Here is a 17,740-nt window from a genome sequence, read left to right on the forward strand (position 1 = left end):
CCAGCCGCCTACTTGGCAGGCCGAATGATGACGGCGGTTGCCGCCAGTGCCTCACCCTGGATCCGGGGGCATCGTGGCAGGGGTTGTTCCAGGACTACGCGGTCTCACTGCCCCCAGCACCCAGGTCGGCCATCTTGGTCATGACTGCAGCGCTACGTGCCTCGAGCCCGAGCGATCTCAGTTCACCTGAGTGTTGGTGCTGCTCCTTGCCCCAGTCGGTGACCGCTTCTGGGCTCTCCCATCGGCGCACGACCACGAAATGCTTGGGGTCGTCAGCATCCTGCAGGATCATCCCTTCGTGCGCTCCGCCACGGGCGGTGGCTCCATCGGCGAACCGCTGGAACGCCGCGACGAACGTCGCTGGATCGGCGTCCCCGATCGACCAGTCGCTGACGGTCCAGATCTCGGCCACGACAGCCCTCCCGTCCCAGCGCCGCCGCACCGCAGCGACGGTCACAGCAGCAAAGGTGCGCGCTCGGCGAACCCCATGTCAATGGCGACCCGCAATCATGCTCAGAGGATGCGTCTAAGCGCCGACAAGCGGTGCGTCACACCGCAGGTTCAGGCGACGGTCCAGGAGTGCCTTGCCCGGGTTCCTTTGGAGGCCCCGGTTTCTTGAGCTCGATGAAGAACGTGACGGTATCGGTCGCGCCGATGTTCTCCCCCGAATGCACCTGTGAGTCGAGCCACCGCACTTCACCTGCCGGCAGGGTGACGTCGACGCTCTGGCCGTTTTGGCGCAGTCGGCGGTCGAAGGTGGAGGCGGTGATCATCACGCTGTCGGGGTGCTCGTGAGGACGTGTCTGGTCGCCGGGGCGATCGTGGCATCGCAGGACCCGGACGCGGTCATTCTCGAAGGCCACGGACACTCCGTAGCCTGTTCGTGGCACAACGCGTCGCTCGGTCGCGGTACGGTCATCCCGCCGGCCGGTGGTCTACACGACCGGGTCGCTTGAAGAAGGTCAACAATGCCGTTCGGGCAACGGAACAGGCGCCGGGTGCGCCGCGGCGGTGCCGCCGGCATGATCTGGGTGGCTGTCTTCGTTGCGGCGGGATGCTCGGCGAACTCGGTCGATCCGGTTCCGCGATCGCAGTTGCCGGTGCCGGTGACGTCCCCAGCGTCAAGTGTGACGCCGTCTCGAGCGCCTGGCGCGGCGCCGTCTGTGAAGGTGCGGCGTTACGAGTACCTCTACGCGGTGGTGGCGCTCGGAACCGGGAGCGGGGCGCGGGTCATCAGCGAGCGAAGCTTCAAGGCGGCCAAGGACGCGGTGGCCGCGTTGGAGAAGTCGCTGCGCGGCAGCTATGAGCTCAGTGTTCGCGACGCGGGGGTGGTGAGCCTGCCCTTGACGGACAGGCAGGAGCGAACGTTCCGTGAGTCCGCCGAGAGCCAGGCCGGGGAGGGGGAGTCTGCGGCGAGGGAGCTGTACATCGAGAAGCTACGCGCGGCGCTGCGAATGATCGGCCCGGAAAAGGTCGCGCGGTACGACGGGGTGGTGGCCAGCGTGGTCATCGACATGCCCGAGGCCGAGCTGTGGCTGGAAACAGAAACAGACGGCGCGACCGGGGGGATCTTCCTGGCGCCCATTTTGTTCGAGCCGGACGCTGCGACCGGGGCTGGTGTGATGACCGAGAACATCACCAACCTGGAGGTCGCGACCAGGCAGGAGTCCACCCGGGTCCTTGCTCACGAGATCGGTCACAGTTTCGGACTGGGTCACGCCGGCATCGCCGAGTGCCACGTTGAGTCCAGCGCACCCTGGGATGGGGCCCTGCCGGTACGAATGACCGGCAATGAGTGCAGGGTCGACGAGTACGGCGACCACACCAACATCATGGGCCAAGCAAAGGTGCCTCGCCAAGCCGAGCAACCGGAGCTGTTGAACGCGCTGCAGCTACGTCAGATGGGGGTGCTTCCTGATGCGGAGGTCGTCAATATCACCCCGGGCATGGTCACATCTGGCGCCACTACTGAGTACACCCTGCACACCTTGTCCAGCACCGAGCAGGGGGTGAGGCTGATTGCCGGTGATCCCCGGCGCGAAAACCCCAGTCTCGAACCAAGAATGGGACGACGCCGGCTCCAGGCCCTATCTCGTGCTCAGCCCGGAATACGATGCGCCCACCGACGTCAGCCTGCCCCCAAGGTTCACCAACCAGTCGCTCAAGGTCTTCTACGCGTTGACCACGACGAGGCCCCCAGAGAACAACCACGTCAGCAGCTACGCCATCCCGCTCACGACAACAGACGAAAACTTCAACGCACCCAAGGACATCGGCGCCCCGGCCGGGCACACCGGCCCGGTCTTCGTCGACCAGGGCGGGAACACCGTATCCATCGTCAACCGCCAACCGACCAGCGTCACCGTTCGCATACAACTCAACCGAAGCTGATCCCGCCTCTCAACGTTCCCACCCCTCACGGGATCTCTCGTCGACTGCGTCCTTCCGCCGCCGTATCCACACTTCCGATTCACGGCAGTTCCGGACGTCGAGCAGGTGGGGCCGATGTCTGGCGTACCGGCGGCGGGAGCGGAGCTGGCCGGTGTCAGATCGATCCCGTAGCCGTTAGGAAGACCCACAACGCAACGAGCACCGCACCCGCGGCCACGACCGCTACGACAGCCCTATTGGGCCATGATGTTCGTCGAGGCTGCCCGGCAGGTCCGTCACCGGACACAGGTTCGACCGGCACACCGATGAGAGCACCCACCGCGGCGCTGATGGTGATCATCGGCAAGCCCATGAAGACCAATGGGTCACTGAACTCGTAGAAGTCGCCGGTGAGTGCCGCCGGAAGCCACAGCACCACGCCGACGAGCACCACACCGACGACCAGGCCGATGAGCGCCCCCGGACCTGGTCGTCCCCTCATGGCCCGAGTGTGGCCACGGCGGTCCACCTTGGCAACCTGCCCGAGGGTGGAGACACCGATCGCGGCATTTGGGAGGGCGTTGCCGGCCGGGCCGGCCCGGGCCAGGGGCCGGACCCTTCACGTCGCAGCGGCTCTGCTCGGTTGGGTGAGGGCACGATCGAGGGCGGTGACTGTCAGGGTCGCTCTTTGTAGGCCCCGCCGCGTGTCAACGGCGGTCAAGTTCGATGAGCCGATTGGTGTTCACCGAACTTGACCGCCCGACCTACGGCAAGGCCCGGTCGGTCGTTCACGGGGCCAGCGCGGCGCAGACGTCCAGGGGGGGTGCGGTGTAGCTGGTCGTGGAGGTGACGTTGCCGGACTGGTCGTACTCCACGGTCGTCACTGTCTGCCCGGTGGACCAGATGATGTGGCCGGGCGCGAGATCGATCAGGGGACCAGTGAACCTCAGCACCTCCACGTAGTGGCCCTGTGTGCCTACGGGAGTCGGCGGGGCGATCTTCACCGAACCGTTGACCATGAGGTCAATCGACTCCCCCGTGTCGAGGTTGGTCACTGTGGCGCGTAGCCCTGGTGCGGTGCCCAGGTAGCGTCCGTCTGAGAACTGGATATCGACGAGTTTGCCCTCGTCCTGGTACATGACCGGGAACTCGCACCGGTTCGCGTAGCCGTTGACGGGGTCTGGGAACATCCACGTGATTCCGGCGTCAGGGTACCGGGTGATGTCGGGCGGATCGGCGGCTGCCGGGCTCACAGCCGCGACGCCGACCATGAGCAGCGATGCCGCCATTATGGCGCCACGAGCGCCGGACGAAAACCTCCGACATTCGGCAGGACCGGAAAGGTCTGCGGCCCTCAGGCCTGCTGCATACCGCCGCCCAAAGGGTCACGTCACGGGTGGGACACATGGCCGCCGCGGGGTCCGGACATAGGCCCTCAGAACGGGCAGATCGAGCACACCGCGCTGAAAATCTTGCGGACTGTGTGCGGAGTGCGGAGGATCGCACCCCATCTGACCTGGGCAAACGTGCCAATTCAGACGTTGAAGCGAAACTCCACGACGTCGCCGTCCTGCATGACGTAGTCCTTGCCCTCCATGCGGACCCGCCCGGCCGCGCGCGCAGCGGCCATCGAGCCCGCGGCATCCAGGTCGGTGAACGAGACGATCTCGGCCTTGATGAACCCGCGCTGGAAGTCCGTGTGGATGACGCCGGCCGCCTGCGGCGCGGTCCACCCTTGGTGGATCGTCCAGGCGCGCGACTCCTTCGGGCCGGCGGTGAGGTAGGTCTGCAACCCGAGGGTGTGGAAGCCCACCCGGGCGAGCTGGTTCAGCCCCGACTCCTCGGCCCCGAAGGACTGGAGCATCTCGAGGGCGTCCTCCTCGGACATCTCCATGAGGTCCATCTCGAGCTTGGCGTTGAGGAACACCGCGTCGGCCGGGCCCACGAGCTCGTTGAGGCGCGCCTGCAGGTCGGCGTCGGCGAGCTGCTCCTCGTCGAGGTTGAAGACGTAGATGAACGGCTTGGTCGTCAGCAGGCCGAGCCCCGACGCCAGCGCGAGGTCGACGCCGGCCGCCTCGCCACCGGCATACAGGGTGGTGCCCTCCTCGAGCACCTTCTGGGCGGCGAGCGCGTTGTCGAGCAGCGGGCGGCTCTCCTTCTTGATCCGCGCCTCCTTCTCGAGGCGCACGACGGCCTTCTCGAGGGTCTGCAGGTCGGCGAGGATGAGCTCGGTGTGGATCGTCTCGATGTCGGATGCCGGCGACACCTCGCCGTCGACGTGCACGACGTCGCCGTCCTCGAACGCGCGCACGACCTGGCAGATCGCGTCGGCCTCACGGATGTTGGCGAGGAACTTGTTGCCCAGCCCCTCCCCCTCTGACGCGCCGCGCACGATGCCGGCGATGTCGACGAACGAGACCGTCGCGGGCAGGATCTTCTCGCTCCCGAAGATCTCGGCGAGGCGCGCGAGCCGCTCGTCGGGCAGCGGGACCACACCGACGTTGGGGTCGATGGTCGCGAAGGGGTAGTTCGCGGCGAGGACGTTGTTCTTCGTCAGGGCGTTGAACATCGTCGACTTGCCGACGTTGGGGAGTCCGACGATTCCGATGGTGAGGGCCACGAGGCCGAGAGTCTACCGGCGCGCCCGCCGCCCCCGGACCGCTCAGCCCGTCAGTGCTGACACGACGATCCACCCCAGGATCCCGGCGCTGACGAGCACGAGCGCGCCGAGGAGCACGAACGCCAGCCGCTCCTCGTCGTTCGGCCGCCTCACCGTGGCACCACCGGGTCGCTGTTCTCGAGGTACTGCGTGTGCTCGGCGTCGGCGGCGACCTCGAGCATGCGGGCGGTGTACGGCGCGACGTGCGCCGCGGCATCCGCGATGGTCCGCCAGTGCGCCCCGGTGATCTCCCGGCGCAGGAAGAGGGCCGGGTCGAGCTCGCCCGCGTCGTGGACGCCGAGGTCGAAGAGGTGGAGCAGCGCGTCGTCCCACCCGCGCCACGGCGGCAGCCAGTTGACGGCGAGCAGCCGCCCAGCGTGCACCTCGATGCCGAGCTCCTCCTGGACCTCGCGCTCGACGCAGGATGCCGGTGACTCGCCGGGGTCGACCACCCCTCCGGGCAGGTCCCACTCGCGCTTGTAGCTGAGCTCGCACAGCAGCACCTGCCCGGCCGGGTTGCGCAGCAGTCCCTGTGCGATGGCGCGCTTGCGCGGGAGACGGGCGTTGAGGATCGCGATGCGGCGCAGGCGCTCTGCCTCGGACTCGCTGCGTGGCGGCATGGCCCGAGGCTATCCGCCCGTCCCGACACACTCCTCGACGAGGGCGAACCCCGCGCGGTCGACCGAGCGGGCCGTGGCGCTGACGACGGCCACCCCGGCACCGGCGGCGCGGTCCAGCACGACGACGCTGCGGAAGCCGCCGGTGCCGCCGTTGTGCCAGGTGAGCGCGACCCCCCTGCGCTCCAGGGTCAGCCACGCCGCGCCGACCCGGACCGGCCCGGAGAGGCGGGTCACCGGCTCGAGGGCCGACAGGCCCGGCGCCGTGCCGTCGAGCACGGCCTTCATGAGCCGACCGAGGTCGTCGGCGGTCGACCGGATGCCGCCCGCCGGGCCGAGCGCCTCACCCGTCCAGGGCTGCATCGGCCTGCCCCGTCGGGAGCGGCCCGGCACGGCGAGGGGCAACAGGTCGGCCGGGGTCGAGGGGACGGTCGTCGCGGTCATCTCGAGGGGCCCGGCCAACCGGTCGCGCAGCAGCCCGGCGTACGTCGTCCCGGCGGCGACTGCCACGGCGTGGCCGAGGAGCATGTAGCCGAGGTTGGAGTAGTGCGGCCGGCGCCTTCCGACCGGCGTGCGCCGGGTCGCGGCGAGCAGCTCGTCGAGGCTCTCACCGTACGGGTTGCGCCCGTGCCGCCACAGGTCGAGCGTGGCGCGCAGCGCACCGGAGCTGCTCGGGAGCCGTGGCAGCCCGGACGAGTGGGTCGCGAGCGAGCCGAGGGTGACCTCGGCGGCGGGGGCTCCGGCGAGCGGCAGGAGGTCGCCGAGCACGGTGCTGTCGCAGACCTCGCCGCGGTCACGGGAGTCCGCGAACAGCATCCCCGTCAGACCCTTGGAGACCGACCCGATCTCCACGTCCGCTCCGTCCGGGAGGCCGGCCCGGGCACGGCGCACCGCACCCGCACGCACCTCGACGGCGACGAAGCGCTCGTGCCTCCGGCCGAGGTGGCGGGCGGTGCGCGCGGCGAAGTCGTCGTCGCCGTGGGTCCGCGGGTCCATGTCCGGGGCAACGGTCGACATGCCCTGTCGGTGCCGGCTGGCATGGTCCCTGCCATGAGCGGATGGATGTGGGGCGTGCTGGGTCTCGTCGTCGGCGTCGTCGCGGCCGCCGTCGTGGTGCGACTCGTGGATGCCGCGCGCGCGGCTGCCGTCGTCGCCGAGCGCGACCTGCTGCGGGAGCGGGTCGTCGACCTCGAGACCTCCCTCGCCGAGGACATGGAGACCGCGGCGCTCCTCGCTCCGCTCAAGGACGCCCTCGTGCGGGTCGAACACCACGTCGGCACGCTCGAACGCGACCGCATGGAGCAGTTCGGCTCGCTGCGCGCCCTCCTGGCCCGGGTCGAGGGTGAGACCCAGCACCTCGGGCGGCAGACCGCGTCCCTCGCCGGGTCGCTGCGCTCGTCGACCGTGCGCGGCGCCTGGGGCGAGGTGCAGTTGCGGCGGGTGCTCGAGGCGTCCGGGATGCTGGCGCGCTGCGACTTCGACGAGCAGGTCGCCGCGGTGAGCGCCCACGACCGCGGGGTGCGCCCCGACGTCGTCGTCCGGTTGCCGGGGGCCAAGGTGCTCGTCATCGACGCCAAGGCGCCGATGAACGCGTTCCTCGACGCCCAGACCGACGACCTGCCCGACGACGAGCGGGCCGCCCTGCTCGCCGAGCACGCCGCGACGCTCGGCCGGCACGTCGGCGCCCTCGCCGCCAAGGAGTACTGGTCGGCCTTTCGCGAGGGCCCCGAGATGGTCGTCTGCTTCGTGCCGAGCGACGCCATGCTCGGCGCCGCCCTCGCTGCGCAGCCGTCGCTGCACGACCGGGCCCTCGCCCAGCGGGTCGTCCTCGTCGGCCCGGGATCGCTCATGGCGCTGCTGCGCACCGTCGCGTTCACGTGGCAGCAGCACGCCCTGTCCTCGAGCGCTCGCGAGCTGCTCGACATCGGTCGCGACCTCTACGGCCGCCTCGGCACGCTCGGCGGCCACACGGCGAAGGTCGGCCGCAGCCTCCAGTCGAGCGTCGAGGCGTACAACGCGATGGTCGGGGCGCTCGAGTCACGGGTCCTCGTCACGGCGCGACGGATGAACGACCTCGACCTCGTCGCCGACGAGCTCCCGGTGCTCGGCCCGGTCGAGACGGCGCCGCGACTGCTCACCGCGCACGAGCTCATCGACGCCGCCACCACCGAGGACGCCCGGCCCGACCTGCTGCTCGACCTCGGGCCGCCCCGGTCGCATCCCGTCAGCGAGGTTCGCGGCGCCGGTTGAGGTGTTCGTGCCGGCTGAGGCGCGGCCGGGGAAGCCGCGGCTTGGTGGGTGTTGGTCGGGTCGCGAGTCCTGGTGTCAGCAGGATGCCGGGTCGCTCGCCCCCGGCCCGAGATCCAGCTCGTAGTGGAAGGTGAGCGGCCCACCCGCGCCCTCGGTGCGCCGGAAGCCCTCGGCCTCGTAGAGGTGGCGCGCGGCGACGTCGTCCTCGCTCGTCGCGAGGTCGACGTAGTCGCAGCCGCGCTCGCGCGCTCGGTCCAGGGCTGCCCGGAGCAGGGCGCGGCCCAGGCCCGCTCCCCGCCGGTCGGGGGCGACGTAGAGCTCGGCGAGGTAGCACTCCTCGGCGGTCGACCACAGCGACGGCCGGTACCGGAGCACGGCGACCGCCACCGCCGGCGCGTCACCATGGTGGGCGCCGGCGGTGTCCGCCGTGTCCGCCGTGTCCGCCGTGTCCGCCGTGTCCGCCGTGTCCGCCGTGTCCGCCGTGTCCGCCGTGTCCGCCGTGTCCGCCGTGTCCGCCGTGTCCGCCGTGACGGTGGTACCGATAGTGCCGGCGAGAAGGACGTCGGTCGACCCGGCGTCGACCAGCTCGGCGACCCGGGCGGCGAGCGCCGCCGCGCCCGGAGTCGGGTCGTCGTACTCGGTGTTGAAGTCGTGGAGGAGCCGTCCCGCGGCCGCCTGCTGCTCCGGGGTGACGACGAGCGCGACCCAGGGAGAACTGCTCCGGCCCGGCACGGCGTCCACCTCGGTCAGTGGAGGGACCCGGCCTCGGCGAAGCTCGCGTCGTGCCGCATCTTGTCGCTCTTGCCCGCGGCCTTGAGGTCGCGTCGGATCTCGGTGGGCAGCGAGAACATGATCGACTCCTCGGCCGCGACGACCGGCCGGACGTCGTCGTAGCCTCGCGCTGCGAGGAGCTCGAGCACCTCGCGGACGAGGATCTCGGGCACCGAGGCGCCGGACGTCACCCCGACCGTGGAGACACCGGCGAACCACGCCTCGTCGATCTCGTCGGCGTAGTCGACGAGGTGGCCGGCGCGTGAGCCGTGCTCGAGCGCGACCTCGACGAGCCGCACCGAGTTCGAGGAGTTGCGAGAGCCGATGACGAGCATGAGGTCGCACTCCGCCGCCATCTGCTTCACCGCGAGCTGGCGGTTCTGGGTGGCGTAGCAGATGTCGTCGCTCGGCGGGTCCTGGAGCGAGGGGAAGCGTTCGCGCAGCCGCCGCACGGTCTCCATCGTCTCGTCGACCGACAGCGTGGTCTGCGAGAGCCAGACGACCTTGTCGGGGTCGCGGACCGTGACGTTGACGACGTCGTCGGGGCCGTCGACGAGCTGGATGTGCTCGGGGGCCTCGCCGGCCGTGCCGACGACCTCCTCGTGGCCTTCGTGGCCGATGAGGAGGATGTCGTAGTCGGCGTCGGCGAAGCGCACGGCCTCGCGGTGCACCTTGGTGACGAGTGGGCACGTGGCGTCGATGGTGCGCAGCGACAAGGCCCGGGCCTCCTCGTGGACGACGGGGGCGACACCGTGCGCCGAGAAGACGACCGTGGCACCCTCGGGCACCTCGTCGGTCTCGTCGACGAAGACGGCACCGCGCTTCTCCAGCGTGGTGACGACGTGCTTGTTGTGCACGATCTGCTTGCGCACGTAGACGGGCGCCCCGTAGAGCTCGAGGGCCTTCTCGACGGTGACGACGGCCCGGTCCACGCCCGCGCAGTAGCCACGGGGGGCGGCGAGGAGCACGCGCTTCGGGGAGTCAGCCATGCGCTCCATCGTAGGTGGCGGTGCACCGCTGCCCGAATCGCACGATGATGCGCCTCGCCCGCCGGCCGGTGACGGCACGGCGCCCTAGAGTGCACCGCATGAGCACGCCGGCAGCGCAGAGCCGGGGTCCGCTGCCCGAGAAGGCGGCCGACACCACGGCCGAGCAGCCGTGGCCGGTGCGCCTTCTGTCGATGCGGATCGGCGAGTACGTCGAGAAGATGTCGACGCTGTGGGTCGAGGGCCAGGTCGTCCAGCTCACCCGGCGTCCCGGCGCACGCACGGCGTACCTCACCCTGCGGGACGCCGACGTCGACATGAGCCTGTCGGTGTCCATCCAGGTCACGGCCCTCGACGCCATGCCGGCCCCGGTGGGCGAGGGCGCGCGCGTCGTCCTCCAGGCCAAGCCCGTCTTCTGGACGCAGCGGGGCTCGCTCGTGCTCGACGCACGCCAGATCCGACCGGTCGGGGTCGGCGAGCTGCTGGCGCGTCTCGAGTACCTCAAGCGCCACCTCGCCCAGGAGGGCCTGTTCGACCGCGACCGGAAGCGGCCGCTGCCCTTCCTCCCCCGCCGGGTCGGCCTCATCTGCGGTCGGGCGAGCGCGGCCGAGCGCGACGTCGTCGAGAACGCCCGCCGCCGGTGGCCCGCCACCCGCTTCGAGGTGCGCCAGGTGGCGGTGCAGGGGCCGAACGCGGTCGCCGAGGTCACGGCCGCCCTCGCCGAGCTCGATGCGTACCCCGAGGTCGACGTCGTCGTCATCGCCCGCGGTGGGGGCGGCGTCGAGGACCTCCTGCCGTTCAGCAACGAGACCCTCGTGCGCGCCGTGGCCGCCGCACGCACCCCCGTCGTCAGCGCGATCGGTCACGACGTGGACACCCCGTTGCTCGACCTCGTCGCCGACCACCGCGCCAGCACGCCCACCGATGCCGCCAAGGCCGTCGTGCCGGATGCCGCCGCGGAGCGGGCTGGCGTCGCAGGTGCTCGGGAGCGGGCCCATCGAGCCCTCGAGGGACGGCTGCACTCCGAGCGACGGCGCCTCGTCGAGCTGCGGAGCCGGCCGGTGCTCGCCGACAAGGGGGCGTTCGTGCGCACCCAGCGCGAGGTGGTCGCGGCCCTCCGCGCCCGTGCCCGACGGCGGGTCGAAGCGCAGCTGCACCGGGCCCGCGACCACACAGTCCACCTGCGCGCCCAGGTGCGCACGCTCTCGCCGCAGTCCACTCTCGACCGTGGGTACGCCATCGTCCAGCAGCACGACGGCACGGTCGTCACCGACCCGACTGCCATCGAGGTCGGCGAGCTGCTGCGGGTCCGCGTGGCCCGCGGCGACTTCGCGGCGAGGCCCGTCGACCGTGCCGACGACGCCGGTCCGCAGTCCCGCTGAGCGGATCGAGGGATGGCACGGTCGCCGTGTGAGCCTCGACGGGCCCTCGGCGCGGTTCATCGGGCCGGTCCCTTGCGTGTCGCGCAGTCGGTCGGCCGCTTGGACCCGTCCCGGGTCTTGCGTCGGCGCGGTTGAGGATCGTGAGGGCGTCCGCTCAGAACGGGGGTTCGTCGGGGAACCGGGTGCGTGCGCGGCGTCGGGCCAGGGCGGCGCGCAGGACGGTGCTGGTGCGACGTGGGTGGGTCGGGCGCACGGTGAAGGAGTGCGGCGGTGGTGGGTGGTGCTCCAAGGCCAGCTCGAGGTGGGTCTGCAGGGCACTCCACGCCCCGGCGAGCACCGCACCGTCGCCGGCGGCCCGCTGGCCGTTGACGTGGCCGGCGGCCCGCCCGCTGCCGCTGTGGCTGTGGCTGTGGCTGTGGCTGTGGCCGGTCCCGGGGTTCCCGGTGGCCCGGGCGAACCCTGCGGTGCTGTCGTGGTCGTCGTGGCGCAGGACGAGCACGGCCAGGGCGTCCAGGGGGTGGGTGGTGCGCACCGTGCCGGTGGGGTCGGTCCAGGTGGTGGTGGCGTCGGGGTGCAGGCGCACCACCCACCCGGGGGTCTGCTTGACCCGGTGATGGCGACGGCACAGCACCATCAGGTTCTCGGCGGTGGTCGGCCCGCCGGGCCAGGCCCGGGCGTGGTCCAGGTCGCAGAACCGGGCCGCGACCGCGCACCCGGGGAAGCGGCACCGCCCGTCGCGGGCGCGCACCAGCGCCGCCAGCGCCGGGCTGGGCCGGTAGGCGCCGCTGGCCAGGTCCTGCCCGGGGTCGACCCGGGCCCCGGACACCGGGTCACACGGCACCACCCTCGGCTCGATCACCGGGGCCGGCACCGGGGCGGTCGAGCACGGGGCGGTCGACGTGGGCCCGGCCCGGTCCGGCGTGCCGTCGCGGCGTCGCCGGCGCCGGTGCCGGGGTCCTGGCTGCTTCCCGGACGAACCGCGTGCCAGGTGCTCCAGCAGCCAGGCCCGGGGCACCAGCAACGGCTCCGAGGGGCGGCAACCCTGCACCTGCACCAGGTCACCCCCACGCCCGCCTCCACCAGCACCCGAGAGGGGCCCGCTCGCAGCGCCGGCAGCCTCGGCCACGGCATCCCCGACCTGCCGGGCACCCGCGCCCCCGCCATCGGCGACAGCGTCCCGGTCGTCGGCGACAGCGTCCCGGTCGTCCTCGTCCTCGTCGTGGTCATCGTGGTCATCGTCGTGGTCATCGTCGTCATCGTGGGTGGAGGTCGTGCTCGCCTCCCCCGAGGCGGCAGCGTGCGGTGCCGTCGCCGGCACCCCAGCGTCGGCCCGATCGGCTGCCGCATCGGCCTCGAGGTCGGCACCGGCCGGTCGGTCCGGCACGTGGGCGGGGGTGGCCGCATCCGGTGCGGTCGTCCGCGACGTCGCGTCCCGGTTCTCGTCCTCGTCCTCACCGTCGACGGCCGGGGAGCCCGCCTGACCGGCGGCGGTCTCGTCGTCGGGAGTGCCGTCCGTGCCCGGCGCGGGCGAAGGGGTCGGGTCGGCGGGCGCCGGGTCGTCCGGGACGGTGTCGGCTGGCAGGGCGTCGGCCGGGACGGTGAGCACGACCTGCACGTCGATCGTGGCGTTGCCGGTGACCAGGTCCGTCAACGCCTTCCCCCTGGCCGCCTCCACCCCGGCACACACCCCCTCGGCGACGTACCGGTGCGCCAGCTGGTCCACCGCCGCCCACGCCGTGGCGGCGTCCTCACTCGGAAAGGACCCCAACCAGGTGTCCACCCCCGGCTCGGCCACCCACCGCCGCAACCCACACTCCGCCCGCGCCCGCACTGCCCGCTGACGCAGCAGGTCCGGGCAGATGCGGGCCAGCAACCGCCGGGTCCGCCGCCGCAGGTCCGTGCCGTCCTCACCCCAGTGCCCGGCCAGCGCGGCCACCACCGCCTGCGCCACGGGCGCCGGGGTGTCCACCAGCTCGGCCGCCACCACCGAGGCCCGGTACGAGTCCAGCACCCCGGCAGCCATCGCCGCGTGCAACCCACCCAGACCACTGGCCTGCGGCACCTGCCCGCTGCCCGCCGGGACCGGGTCACACCCCCCGGCAAGGCGCACCGCCGCCTCCACGCGCCGCTGCGCCTGCGCGTGCGAGGCCCCCAACGCCGGCGCCAGCACATCCGCCGCGTCCACGCTGACCCGCCCCGCGCCCAGCACCACCTCCCCCAGCGTGCCGTCCTCACCCCACACCCCCTCGCGGCGCGAGACCGCCACCACCGCCACGTCCTGCACCGCGCTCACCGTGTTCACCAACCCCTGACAGGCCGCCACCACCCCTACCCACTGCGCCCGGTCACCACCGGCCGCGGCAGCGGCGACCGCCGCGGCCACCCGACCCGCCCGGGCCACCACATCCGAAACGGCGACACCCACACCAGCGCCGGGCAACCCCCCGCCGCCGGGAGAGACACCCCCGGGTACCGCAGCCGCCGGCACCGCACCCGACGGGGCGCCACCCGGGACGGCATCCGGCGGCGAGGCACCGGGGACGGCACCAGGCGCTTCGGTGACCCCCGTGAGATCACCCGGGGAGCCGGTGACGTCACCAGCGGCACGTGAGCGTGCGGGCTCCCCCGCACTCGCACCCCGAACCGGCGCCGCACCCTCCGCGTGACCGACCATCTCGCCCCCCTTCCCCGTGACCCCACTCTACCGGCGCGAAGCGATTCGAACAAGTGTTCCACAGGTTCGGATTCCGCTGTCAGCGAACAGAACTCGAAGCAAACCGAACGCACGGCAGGCGCACGCCTACCCGAGCGGTACCCCCTCGACCCGGGCGTCCGGGCGGCCGTGTCGTCAGTCGGCGAGGTTGACGCACCTGCCCCGCGTCCTCGAGTCGGTGCCACGCCCTAGGCTCCCCGCATGGTGAGGAACGCCGACCCGGAGCAGCCCGACACGACCGCCTCCGAGGCGCAGGACGAGGCCGGCGCCGCAGCCGGTGGCTCCGAGCTGCCGGGCGACGTCGCCGCGATGTCCTACGAGCAGGCCCGCGACGAGCTCGTCGACATCGTCGCCCGTCTCGAGAACGGCCAAGCCGGTCTCGAGGAGAGCATGCTGCTGTGGCAGCGTGGCGAGGCACTCGCCGCCCACTGCGCCACGTGGCTGGACCGGGCCGAGGCACGGATCAGCGCCACGGAATGACCCCAGCGCGGAGCCAACCCGCCCGCCACCAGGCGACCCCGGCGCGGTGCCAGCGGTCCCCGGTGCCAGCGGTCCCCGGTGCCAGCGCCCCCCGGTGCCAGCGAGCCCGGCCCAGCCTTCGGTACGAGCGCCCCTCGTCAGGGAGTGACCGGCTGGAGGTACGAGACGAACTGCTCCATCTCCTCGAAGCTGGCCGTCCCGGTGACGAGGGTGGTCAGCTCACCCGCCCCCGTCGGAGCGTCGACGAGGCTGTTCTGCACCTTCGTGTCCCGTTCGTACATCGTCCAGGTCCGTCCGCCCGCCTGCAGCGTGCCGACCTGCGGCGCGCGGTTGGTCTGCGACTCGATCCACTCGCGCGTCGGGTCGACCGTCTGCTCGACGGCGACGTAGGTGCCCGACGGGGTCTGGTAGCCCGCGTGCCAGGTCGAGAAGCCGCCCGTCGTGCGCACGTAGCGCGCCGACGTCGCGCTCCAGCCCTCCGGTAGGCCGACGGCCTCGACGATCGGCCAGCCCGAGCGCTCCTTGACGTCGACCGCCGTGGCGTGGACGTCCACCGGCGGGCCGCTCACCGAGCTCACCCGCGGCACGATGAGCACGAGCACCGCGACCATCCCGAGCACGGCGGCCAGCGACAGCACGAGGTTCTTCGCGGAGCCCATCGAGTAGCTGGTCTGCGGGGGCGCGGGCGTCGTCACCCCCCTATCGTCCCCGACGGGGGGCCGGGACGCCGAATCGCCCCGGCGCTAGGGTTGACACGCCGCACCGCCGCCCGTGAGGACGCCGTCATGGAAGACAAGGACGAGATGCCGTCGAGCCCGCATGACCTCGCCCCGGGACCCGACGCGTCCGGCAGCGCGCCACCGCCCACCCCCACCCCGACCGCCTCCCCCGTCGTCGTCGTCGGCGAGCTGCTCGTCGACATCGTCCACACCCCCGACGGACAGACGGCCGAGCACGTGGGCGGATCCCCCGCGAACGTCGCCCTCGGCCTGGCCCGCCTGGGCCACGACACGTGGTTCGCGACCCTCGTCGGCACCGACGAACGCGGCATCCGGTGCCGTGAGCACGTCGAGGACGGCGGCGTGCGGCTGCTCCCCGGCAGCACGAGCCCCTCCCACCCGACCTCGACGGCGGCGGCCACCATCGACGCGAACGGCGCGGCCACCTACGTCTTCGACCTCCACTGGAACCTGCCACGCGTCCAGCTCCCCGCCGGCACGACGCACCTGCACGTCGGCTCGATCGGCACGACGCTGCGACCGGGGGACGCCGAGGTGACGGATGCCGTCCGCCGCGCCCGCGCGGCCGGCACGGTCTCCTACGACCCCAACATGCGCCCGACGATCATGGGCAGCCCCGATGCCGTGCGCCCCCGCGTCGAGGAGCTCGTCGCCCTCTCCGACGTCGTCAAGTGCTCCGAGGACGACATCGAGTGGCTCTACCCTGGCGACGACCCGTCGCGGGTCATGGCGCGCTGGGCCGAACTCGGCGCGGCGCTCACCGTCGTGACGCTCGGCCCCCGCGGTGTCGTGTGGCGAGCCGGGTCGGGCGAGGAGGACAGCGAGCCGGCTCGTGACACCGCGGTCGTCGACACCGTCGGGGCGGGCGACTCGTTCATGGCCGGCCTCGTGTCCGGCCTGCTCGACGAAGGCCTGCTGGGCAGCACGGACGCCCGCGAGCGCCTGCACAGCGCCGGGTCGGCCGACGTGCGACCCGCCATCGACCGCGCGCTCGCGACGAGCGGCGTCACCGTCGGGCGCGCCGGCGCCTACGCCCCCACCCGGGAGGAGATCCGATGACCGAGTTCGCCTACGAGGACCTGCTGCCGACCGGCGCCGACGAGACGCCCTACCGGCTGCTCACGACCGCGGGCGTCTCGGTCGTCGACGGCCCCGGGGGGCGGCGCTTCCTCCAGGTCGAGCCGGAGGCGCTGCGACTGCTCACCGAGACCGCCATGCACGACATCGCGCACTACCTGCGCCCGGCGCACCTGCAGCAGCTCGCGAACATCCTCGCCGACCCCGAGGCGAGCAACAACGACAAGTTCGTCGCCCTCGACCTGCTCAAGAACGCCAACATCGCCGCCGGCGGCGTCCTCCCGATGTGCCAGGACACCGGCACCGCGATCGTCATGGGCAAGCGTGGCCAGCACGTGCTCACCGCGGGGCGCGACGAGGAGCCGATCAGCAGGGGTGTCTACGACGCCTACACGCGGCTCAACCTGCGGTACTCGCAGATGGCCCCGGTCACGACCTGGGACGAGCGCAACACGGGGTCCAACCTGCCCGCTCAGGTCGAGATCTACGCCGACACCGTGCCCGGGCACGAGACCACCTACAAGTTCCTCTTCATGGCCAAGGGCGGGGGCAGCGCCAACAAGTCCTACCTGTTCCAGGAGACCAAGGCGATCCTCAACCCCGACGCCATGATGCGCTTCCTCGACGAGAAGCTGCGTGGCCTCGGCACCGCCGCCTGCCCGCCCTACCACCTCGCCATCGTGATCGGCGGCACGAGTGCCGAGTTCGCCCTCAAGACAGCCAAGTACGCGAGCGCGAAGTACCTCGACCAGCTGCCCAAGGCAGGTGACGCGGCCACGGGCCACGGCTTCCGCGACACCGAGCTCGAGGAGAAGGTCCTCGAGCTGACCCGGCAGTTCGGCATCGGCGCGCAGTTCGGCGGCAAGTACTTCTGCCACGACGTGCGGGTCGTGCGCCTGCCCCGTCACGGTGCCTCGCTGCCCGTCGCGATCGCGGTGTCGTGCTCCGCCGACCGCCAGGTGCTCGGCAAGGTCACCCCGGAGGGCGTGTTCATCGAGCAGCTCGAGACCGACCCCGCGCGCTTCCTGCCCGACGAGACCCACACCGGGTTCGGCGCCGGGCAGGCGGATGCCGTGGGCGCGTCGTCGACCGGTCAGGGCGCGGTCGTCCACATCGACCTCAACCGCCCGATGGCCGAGATCCTCGCCGAGCTCTCGAAGCACCCCGTCAAGACCCGGCTCTCGCTCACCGGCCCGCTCGTCGTCGCCCGCGACATCGCGCACGCGAAGATCAAGGAGCGGCTCGATGCCGGCGAGGAGATGCCGGCCTACCTGCGCGACCACCCGGTCTACTACGCCGGTCCGGCCAAGACACCCGAGGGGATGCCGTCCGGCTCGTTCGGGCCGACCACCGCCGGTCGGATGGACTCCTACGTCGACCAGTTCCAGGCGGCCGGCGGCTCGATGGTCATGCTCGCCAAGGGCAACCGCAGCCAGCAGGTCACCGACGCGTGCCGGACGCACGGCGGCTTCTACCTCGGCTCGATCGGCGGTCCGGCGGCCCGGCTCGCCCAGGACTGCATCCGCAGCGTCGAGGTGCTCGAGTACCCCGAGCTCGGCATGGAGGCGATCTGGAAGATCGAGGTCGAGGACTTCCCGGCGTTCATCGTCGTCGACGACAAGGGCAACGACTTCTTCGCCTCGGTCACCACGCCGGTCGCGCTCACGATCGAGAAGCGCGCCGGCCTGCGCTGAC

17 protein-coding genes are annotated in these 17,740 nt (G+C 71.9%); 6 read left to right on the forward strand and 11 right to left on the reverse strand.

Annotation, left to right across the window (positions count from 1 at the left end):
* Positions 1-94: 94 nt before the first annotated feature.
* Both ABD899_RS11080 and ABD899_RS11085 read right to left on the reverse strand, forming a co-directional pair.
* Positions 95-412 carry an antibiotic biosynthesis monooxygenase gene (locus ABD899_RS11080; protein ID WP_345205789.1) on the reverse strand — a complete coding sequence of 106 codons (318 nt, stop codon included), beginning with the start codon at positions 410-412 and terminating at the stop codon, positions 95-97.
* A gap of 136 nt (positions 413-548) precedes the next feature.
* Positions 549-863, reverse strand: a complete 315-nt coding sequence (locus tag ABD899_RS11085; protein ID WP_345205790.1) for a cytoplasmic protein — start codon at positions 861-863, stop codon at positions 549-551.
* Between the two features lie 1,162 nt (positions 864-2,025).
* Between ABD899_RS11085 and ABD899_RS11090 the strand changes: the two genes are divergently transcribed.
* Positions 2,026-2,391, forward strand: coding sequence for a hypothetical protein (locus tag ABD899_RS11090; RefSeq protein WP_345205793.1), 366 nt, complete (start codon positions 2,026-2,028; stop codon positions 2,389-2,391).
* Between the two features lie 154 nt (positions 2,392-2,545).
* On the opposite strand, the gene ABD899_RS11095 is transcribed toward ABD899_RS11090, so the two are convergent.
* The 5 genes from ABD899_RS11095 to ABD899_RS11115 all read right to left on the reverse strand — a co-directional run bounded on the left by ABD899_RS11095 (position 2,546) and on the right by ABD899_RS11115 (position 6,663).
* A complete protein-coding gene (locus ABD899_RS11095; RefSeq protein WP_345205795.1) occupies positions 2,546-2,872 on the reverse strand; it encodes a hypothetical protein in 327 nt (108 codons plus the stop codon).
* Positions 2,873-3,158: 286 nt separating this feature from the next.
* Positions 3,159-3,659, reverse strand: a complete 501-nt coding sequence (locus tag ABD899_RS11100; RefSeq protein WP_345205797.1) for a hypothetical protein — start codon at positions 3,657-3,659, stop codon at positions 3,159-3,161.
* A 245-nt stretch (positions 3,660-3,904) separates the two neighbouring features.
* Complete coding sequence (gene ychF / locus ABD899_RS11105; RefSeq protein ID WP_345205800.1) at positions 3,905-4,990, reverse strand: redox-regulated ATPase YchF; 1,086 nt, start codon at positions 4,988-4,990, stop codon at positions 3,905-3,907.
* Between the two features lie 149 nt (positions 4,991-5,139).
* A complete protein-coding gene (locus ABD899_RS11110; RefSeq protein ID WP_345205802.1) occupies positions 5,140-5,649 on the reverse strand; it encodes an NUDIX domain-containing protein in 510 nt (169 codons plus the stop codon).
* A 9-nt stretch (positions 5,650-5,658) separates the two neighbouring features.
* Entirely contained in the window at positions 5,659-6,663 is a 1,005-nt protein-coding gene (locus tag ABD899_RS11115; protein ID WP_345205805.1) for a serine hydrolase domain-containing protein, read from the reverse strand.
* 33 nt (positions 6,664-6,696) lie between these two features.
* On the opposite strand from ABD899_RS11115, the gene ABD899_RS11120 reads away from it, so the two are divergent.
* Positions 6,697-7,896: a DNA recombination protein RmuC gene (locus ABD899_RS11120; protein ID WP_345205807.1), complete on the forward strand. Its 1,200-nt coding sequence runs from the start codon at positions 6,697-6,699 to the stop codon at positions 7,894-7,896.
* Positions 7,897-7,971: 75 nt separating this feature from the next.
* On the opposite strand, the gene ABD899_RS11125 is transcribed toward ABD899_RS11120, so the two are convergent.
* Complete coding sequence (locus tag ABD899_RS11125; protein WP_345205811.1) at positions 7,972-8,637, reverse strand: GNAT family N-acetyltransferase; 666 nt, start codon at positions 8,635-8,637, stop codon at positions 7,972-7,974.
* Positions 8,638-8,642: 5 nt separating this feature from the next.
* Positions 8,643-9,656, reverse strand: coding sequence for a 4-hydroxy-3-methylbut-2-enyl diphosphate reductase (locus tag ABD899_RS11130; protein ID WP_345205813.1), 1,014 nt, complete (start codon positions 9,654-9,656; stop codon positions 8,643-8,645).
* A 98-nt stretch (positions 9,657-9,754) separates the two neighbouring features.
* On the opposite strand from ABD899_RS11130, the gene xseA reads away from it, so the two are divergent.
* A complete protein-coding gene (gene xseA, locus ABD899_RS11135; protein ID WP_345205816.1) occupies positions 9,755-11,035 on the forward strand; it encodes an exodeoxyribonuclease VII large subunit in 1,281 nt (426 codons plus the stop codon).
* A 154-nt stretch (positions 11,036-11,189) separates the two neighbouring features.
* Here the strand turns inward: xseA and ABD899_RS11140 are convergent, their stop codons facing one another.
* Positions 11,190-13,328: an HNH endonuclease signature motif containing protein gene (locus ABD899_RS11140; protein ID WP_345205818.1), complete on the reverse strand. Its 2,139-nt coding sequence runs from the start codon at positions 13,326-13,328 to the stop codon at positions 11,190-11,192.
* 621 nt (positions 13,329-13,949) lie between these two features.
* Here ABD899_RS11140 and ABD899_RS11145 point away from each other — a divergent pair.
* On the forward strand, positions 13,950-14,228 hold the full coding sequence (locus tag ABD899_RS11145; RefSeq protein WP_345205821.1) for an exodeoxyribonuclease VII small subunit: 279 nt from the start codon (positions 13,950-13,952) through the stop codon (positions 14,226-14,228).
* Between the two features lie 137 nt (positions 14,229-14,365).
* On the opposite strand, the gene ABD899_RS11150 is transcribed toward ABD899_RS11145, so the two are convergent.
* Positions 14,366-14,923 (reverse strand): DUF4245 domain-containing protein, encoded by a 558-nt coding sequence (locus ABD899_RS11150; protein ID WP_345205823.1) that lies wholly within the window; start codon positions 14,921-14,923, stop codon positions 14,366-14,368.
* A 90-nt stretch (positions 14,924-15,013) separates the two neighbouring features.
* Between ABD899_RS11150 and ABD899_RS11155 the strand changes: the two genes are divergently transcribed.
* Together ABD899_RS11155 and ABD899_RS11160 are read left to right on the forward strand one after the other, a co-directional pair.
* Positions 15,014-16,027 (forward strand): carbohydrate kinase family protein, encoded by a 1,014-nt coding sequence (locus ABD899_RS11155; RefSeq protein ID WP_345205826.1) that lies wholly within the window; start codon positions 15,014-15,016, stop codon positions 16,025-16,027.
* The gene (locus ABD899_RS11160) at positions 16,024-17,739 is read left to right on the forward strand and encodes a fumarate hydratase (RefSeq protein WP_345205829.1); all 1,716 of its coding nucleotides are present in this window, start codon (positions 16,024-16,026) and stop codon (positions 17,737-17,739) included. Before ABD899_RS11155 ends, ABD899_RS11160 begins: the two co-directional genes overlap by 4 nt.
* The last annotated feature ends 1 nt before the right edge of the window (position 17,740 follow it).

Origin of the sequence: Fodinibacter luteus (assembly GCF_039541575.1) — a bacterium.
Lineage (GTDB): Bacteria > Actinomycetota > Actinomycetes > Actinomycetales > Dermatophilaceae > Fodinibacter > Fodinibacter luteus.